We start from the raw sequence: 5,814 nt of genomic DNA on the forward strand, positions 1-5,814 counted from the left end.
GCCAAACTGGACGCCGTCTGCGGCAGCGACACCATTTATGCCACCAATACTTCCTCCATCTCCATCACCGAGATGGCGGCCCTGGTGAAGAACCCGGCCAACTTCATCGGCATGCACTTTTTCAACCCGGTGCCGGTGATGAAACTGGTGGAGGTGATCCCGGCCCTGCAGACCGCACCGGCCACCAAGGATCTGGCCCTGGAGATGGCCAGGAAGATCGGCAAAACCGCCATCACTTGCAAGGACACCCCCGGCTTCGTGGTCAACCGCCTCTTCGTCCCCTACATCATCGATGCAGTCCGGCTGTTGGAGGAAGGGGTGGCATCGGCAGAGGACATCGACACCGCCATGAAGCTCGGCTGCAACATGCCCATGGGTCCCCTGGAGTTCCAGGACTTCGCCGGGGTGGACATCGGCTACCATGTCATCAATATTTTCCATGAATACATGAAGCAGGAGCGCTTCGCCGCTCCGGGGCTGCTCAGGAACATGATCAAGGCTGGCTACGTGGGGCGCAAGGCAGGCAAGGGTTCTACGATTATTCGGAAGAGAAGTAACGATCCTGGCATTAAGCTCCCTCCCCCTCGATGTACCCGCAGGGCATAAAGGGGAGGGTTGGGGAGAGGGTGATCCCCAATGGATTCGAAAAAAGAAGATTGAAACCAATAGCATCAAGGAGACGGCAATGCACAGCACCCTTTTGAGCGGCGGAGAATTTCTCCTGGCCGACACCGCCCGCATGGACACCTTCTCACCGGAGGAATTCACCGCCGAACAGCGGCAGATCGCGGAAACCACCGATGAGTTCATGAAGAAAGAGGTCTTTCCCCACATCGACCGCATCGAGGAGAAGGACAACGCCTTCATCGTGGAAAAGATGCGCCAGTGCGCCGATCTGGGGCTGTTCCTGGCCGAGGTCCCAGAGGAGTACGGGGGGCTGGAGCTGGAAAAGACCACCAACATGCTGATGATCGAAAAGGTGGCCCCGGCAACGTCATTCTGCATGGCCTTCGGCGGACATACGGGCATCGGCATCCTCCCCATGGTCTACTACGGTACCCCTGACCAGAAAGAGCGCTATCTGGAGAAACTCTCCTCGGGAGAATGGTTCGGCGCCTATGCCCTGACCGAACCCGACTGCGGCAGCGACCCTTTGAGCTCGCGGACCACCGCCACCCTTTCCGCCGACGGCAAATACTATATCCTCAATGGTATCAAGCAGTTCATCACCAACTCCGCCTTTGCCGACCTCTTCACCGTCTTTGCCAAGATCGACGGCAAGGACTTCTCTGCTTCCTCGTGGAAAAGAGCTTCGAGGGCTTTTCCGTCGGCGCGGAAGAAAAAAAGATGGGGCTTCGGGGCTCCTCGACAACCCAACTTATGCTGGATAACGTCAAGGTGCCGGTGGAAAACCTGCTTGGCGAACCGGGCAAGGGGCACAAGATCGCCTTTAACGTCCTCAACGTGGGCCGCCTCAAGGTGGCCACCCAAGCCTTGGGTATGTCCAAGAGGGCCTTTACCGAGGCGGCGTCCTACGCGACGATGCGGAAGCAGTTCGGTAAGGCAATCGGCGAGTTCGGCGCCATCCGCGAAAAGCTGGCGGATATGACCGCCGCCATCTTTGCCTCCGAGACGGTAATTTACAGGGTCGCCGGACTCCTGGACAGCCGGCTGGCGCTGCTCGACCATTCGGGAAGCGACTACTACGAGCGCTACCAGAAAGCCATCGAGGAATATGCTGCCGAATGCGCCATTGCCAAGGTTTTCTGCACCGAGCAACTGGATATGGTGGTGGACGAAGCGGTGCAGATTTATGGCGGCTATGGCTATATCGCCGAGTACCCGGTGGAGCGCTACTACCGGGATGCCCGCATCCAGCGCATCTTCGAAGGGACCAACGAAATCAACCGCATCCTCATCCCTACCATGCTCTTCCGCAAGGCGGACAATGGCGGCAGCCACTCTGGAAACTGGTGGACAAGGCGGGGAACGGCGCCACCTCTGAAACCTCATACCAGGGGGAATTTGCCACTGCCGCCGCCACGGTTGCCAGGCTGAAGCAGCTCTATTTGACCGTGCTTGGCGCAACGGCACCGGCCAAGGAGCACCAGGAGGTGCTGCTGGCCATCGCGACATGGTCATCACCACCTTTGCCCTGGAAAGCGCCCTGCTACGGGCTGACAAGACTTTTGCCTCCGCAAGCACTGCAAAGCAGGAGCTGCTCAAGGCGGTGCTGACCATCCTGACCTTCGACCTCTCCAGTCAATTTCAGTCAGCGGCAAACCGCTGCTGCGCCTATGCCTTGAGCGGCGATGCCTTGGTGGAGATGCAGAAAGAGATTTTCCTTCTTTCCTCCGCACCTGTTGAGGGACTTTTGCAGGCAAAGCACCAGCTGTCCCAGGCGGCGCAGGAGGCGGGGAAATATATGTTCTGACCCCACCTCAGCCAATACACAATCGAATACAACCCCACAAGGCCGCTCTTTCTCGGAGACGGCCTTTTTTTATACATACTCCAAATAATAAAACCAATTATCATTTTATTATTTTTAATATCCATACAAGTTTCAGCAACAATTATTGCTTGTTCAATTACGGCATGTTACAGTATAAAACAATTTTTTATTTATCTGCGGGGTATCACAATGCGCCCTACGGGCAAACGAACACCAGCAAAAGCCGTTTCCCCAGTTACCTCTTCCAGGGATCTTGAACAGTTGGTCCATTTGGCCCAAGACGGTATCGCCATCATCGGTAGCGATCTGCATTTTCTCCACCTTAATGAACGAATGGCTGCCATGACCGGCCTGCCCGCCGGACAGCACCCGGACCTGACACTTCGGGACCTCGATCGATCGATTGCTCTTGCTCTGGACCCCATATTGTCCCGTACCTTTGCCGAAGGCCGGCCCTCCATGGATCTTGAACTCGTTGTACCCGACGGCAAATCCCAAGGAAGACACTGGTTCTTCTGCGTTTACCCCCTCAAAGACAGCACCGGCTCGGTCAGCCGATGCGGCATGGTCGTCCAGGATATTACCGAACAAAAGGCAAGAGAAAGCGCCCAGCGAGAACGGCTGCAGGTTGAGGCTTTTCTTTCCGATCTTTCCTCCGCATTCATAAACGTATCGGTGAGTGAGGTGGACCGGAAGATCGAGGACGCACTGCAGAAGCTGGTGGAATTTCTCGGCTTCGATCGATGCAGCATCTGGCATCTCTCGGACGACGGCAGCAGCTTGCATATCACCCACTCCTTTGCCTTGCCGGGAATCGAACAGCCTCCCCCCAGGATCGCCGGCCTCATACCCGTCTGGATCAGCATGATAAAGCGGGGAGAAATTTTCCGCATATCCGATGTGGACGAACTGGCCGACACTTTCTGGAGCGAGAAGAAATATTGCCGCGATCATGGGGGCATCAGGTCGATCATGTTTATCCCCGCAAGTATCGGCGGCACCATCGTCGGTGCCATCACCTTCGTTTCCTACCGGGTCAAGAGAGAGTGGCCCGATGAGCTTACCCAAAGGCTACGCGTCTTGTGGGAGATCTTTGCCAATGCCCTGGAGCGGAAACGGGCAGACGAACAAATTCAGCATGCCCTGGCTGAAATAAAGCAGCTCAAGGATCGTCTGGAAGCGAAAACGTTTCTTCGCGACCAGATCCACGTGGAATACAAGCATGAGGATATCATCGGCAAATCGGCTGCAGTCCGAAACGTCCTTGTCCAGATCAAGCAGGTGGCAAGCACCGGTTCCACGGTTCTTATCCTGGGTGAAACAGGTACCGGCAAGGAACTTATAGCCAGGGCGATCCACAATGAAAGCCCACGCAGTGCACGGGCCATGATCAAGGTAAATTGCGCTGCTTTGCCTGCCGCACTCATCGAGGCGGAATTGTTCGGTCACGAGAAAGGAGCCTATACGGGGGCCGTCTCCACCCGTGTCGGCCGTTTCGAAGCGGCAAACGGCTCGACCATTTTTCTCGATGAAATCGGCGAACTCCCCCTGGAGTTGCAATCGAAATTATTGCGGGTCCTCCAGGAAGGCCAGTTCGAGCGCCTGGGAAATTCGAAGCCGATCAAGGTGGATGTGCGCGTTATCGCCGCCACCAACATGAGTCTTGTCCAGGCGGTCAAAGACGGGACCTTTCGCGAAGATCTCTACTACCGCCTCAATGTCTTTCCCATCTCCCTCCCCCCTCTGCGGGAGCGGCGGGAAGATATTCCCCTGCTCGTCTGGGCGATGGTCGAGGAGTTCAGTAAAGTCTTCGGCAAAGCCATCGAACGTATCCCGAAGAAAAATATGGAGGCGATGGAACGGTATCATTGGCCGGGGAATATCAGGGAGTTACGTAACCTGGTGGAGCGGGCATGATTCTCAACAATGGCGCCACCCTGGTCGTTGACATTCAGGATGGCACAGCCGGCGCCGGCATCGCCCCCATGACCATCGAGGGAATGGAGCGGATGCATATCAATGCGATTCTTGAAAAAACCGGCTGGCGCATCCGGGGCAGGAATGGCGCTGCCGAGATCCTCGGCCTTAAACCGACCACCCTCAACTCAAGGATGAAGAAGTTAGGCATCAGAAGAAAAACCGCTCTATCGGAGCTCAAGTAATCGTCCTGCAGCCAGGCCCTCCACGGCAATCGCCACTGGCCCAACGAAATATCGTTCATCCGACGAGATATCGTCTCCTGCCATCAACCTTCTTGCAGCATCGCCGAACCCTTCCGCAATAAGCCTTTCCATCCCAAAACCACAACTTTGCCGATGGTTTTGCCTGACACCACCCCGACGAAATATCGTCGATTTTTACCATCCAGTATAATTATAAAACCCTATATCGCAAAAGTACCTTTATTTTTCGGTAAGTTACATTAAAAGCCAAATATCGGCATGCAGTCTGCAAAACATTATTTTATAAATTTACAACACAGGTACAGCCCATGAATGAGTCGGTTTTTGTCGGACTGGACATAGGAGCATCAAGGACAAAGGTTGCTGTCATAGACGCGAAAGGCACCCTGCTCGGCCATGCCGTCAAAAAGTCGGGAACGGACTTTTCGGCGACGGCCGCGGTCTGTCTCGAATTATCCCTGGAAATGGCTGGAGCAAGCCGCTCCAATGTGGCACGGGCCGTTTCCACCGGCTACGGCAGAGCCAATGTCCCTTTTGTCACCGAAACAAACAAGACGGAAATCGGCTGCCTGGCCAAGGGTTGCAGTCATTACTTTTCCGGCGAGTTATCAATCATCGATATCGGTGGCCAGGACAACAAGATCGTCAAACTGGACAGCACCGGCAAGCGCAGCAGCTTCAAGATGAACCGCAAGTGCGCCGCCGGCACCGGCGCCTTTTTGGAAGAGATGGCGGGCCGCCTCGACCTTCCCCTGGAAGAGATGAACGACCTGGCCCGCCAATCCGAAGACATGGTCAAGCTCGGCAGCTTCTGCACGGTTTTTTCCGGAACGGAAGTCCTGGAAAGCATCCGCCACGGCAAACGGGTAACGGACATCGTCAAGGGGATCTTTTATTCGGTCCTCAAGCGGGTCATGGAAATGGATTCCCTCACCGACCGCGTCGTCATGACCGGCGGGGTGGTTGCTCACAACCCTTATATCGTCCAGATGGCGGAGGAGATGCTCGGCCGTCCGGTCATGCTTCCCCAGTTTCCACAGCTGGCAGGGGCAATCGGCGCGGCCCTCTATGCCTGGAGGGGAACAATACTGCAGACAAATTCACTGCCGAGATATTTCCTTCTCCCTAAGGGAGAAGGTGGCCGAAGGCCGGATGAGGGGGATTTTCATAGTCTCG

At 55.7% G+C, this 5,814-nt stretch carries 6 protein-coding genes and 1 pseudogene; all 7 read left to right on the top strand.

What is annotated here, in order from left to right; translation table 11 throughout:
* On the top strand, positions 1–606 hold a 606-nt coding region (locus tag JCM15764_RS20540; protein ID WP_243689527.1), incomplete at its 5' end, for a 3-hydroxyacyl-CoA dehydrogenase family protein.
* Between the two features lie 133 nt (positions 607–739).
* Positions 740–1,267: pseudogene (locus JCM15764_RS25530) on the top strand (acyl-CoA dehydrogenase family protein); the annotation flags it as partial.
* A 113-nt stretch (positions 1,268–1,380) separates the two neighbouring features.
* The gene (locus JCM15764_RS25535; RefSeq protein WP_243689528.1) at positions 1,381–2,058 is read left to right on the top strand and encodes an acyl-CoA dehydrogenase family protein; all 678 of its coding nucleotides are present in this window, start codon (positions 1,381–1,383) and stop codon (positions 2,056–2,058) included.
* Positions 2,059–2,134: 76 nt separating this feature from the next.
* Entirely contained in the window at positions 2,135–2,434 is a 300-nt protein-coding gene (locus JCM15764_RS25540) for a hypothetical protein (RefSeq protein WP_243689529.1), read from the top strand.
* A 210-nt stretch (positions 2,435–2,644) separates the two neighbouring features.
* Complete coding sequence (locus JCM15764_RS20550) at positions 2,645–4,372, top strand: sigma 54-interacting transcriptional regulator (protein WP_243689530.1); 1,728 nt, start codon at positions 2,645–2,647, stop codon at positions 4,370–4,372.
* On the top strand, positions 4,369–4,617 hold the full coding sequence (locus JCM15764_RS25545) for a helix-turn-helix domain-containing protein (RefSeq protein WP_243689531.1): 249 nt from the start codon (positions 4,369–4,371) through the stop codon (positions 4,615–4,617). The genes JCM15764_RS20550 and JCM15764_RS25545 overlap by 4 nt, the downstream gene beginning before the upstream one ends.
* 329 nt (positions 4,618–4,946) lie before the next feature.
* The coding region (locus JCM15764_RS20555; RefSeq protein ID WP_243689532.1) for an acyl-CoA dehydratase activase at positions 4,947–5,814 on the top strand (868 nt) is incomplete at its 3' end.

It is taken from the genome of Geotalea toluenoxydans JCM 15764, from assembly GCF_001311985.1.
GTDB classification, from domain to species: Bacteria; Desulfobacterota; Desulfuromonadia; order Geobacterales; family Geobacteraceae; genus Geotalea; species Geotalea toluenoxydans.

What these genes read in the sequence shown, in the direction of transcription:
- JCM15764_RS25545 (WP_243689531.1), top strand. Translation starts at nt 4,369, where the DNA reads ATGATTCTCAACAATGGCGCCACCCTGGTCGTTGACATTCAGGATGGC.
- JCM15764_RS25535 (WP_243689528.1), top strand. Translation starts at nt 1,381, where the DNA reads ATGCTGGATAACGTCAAGGTGCCGGTGGAAAACCTGCTTGGCGAACCG.
- JCM15764_RS20550 (WP_243689530.1), top strand. Translation starts at nt 2,645, where the DNA reads ATGCGCCCTACGGGCAAACGAACACCAGCAAAAGCCGTTTCCCCAGTT.
- JCM15764_RS25540 (WP_243689529.1), top strand. Translation starts at nt 2,135, where the DNA reads ATGGTCATCACCACCTTTGCCCTGGAAAGCGCCCTGCTACGGGCTGAC.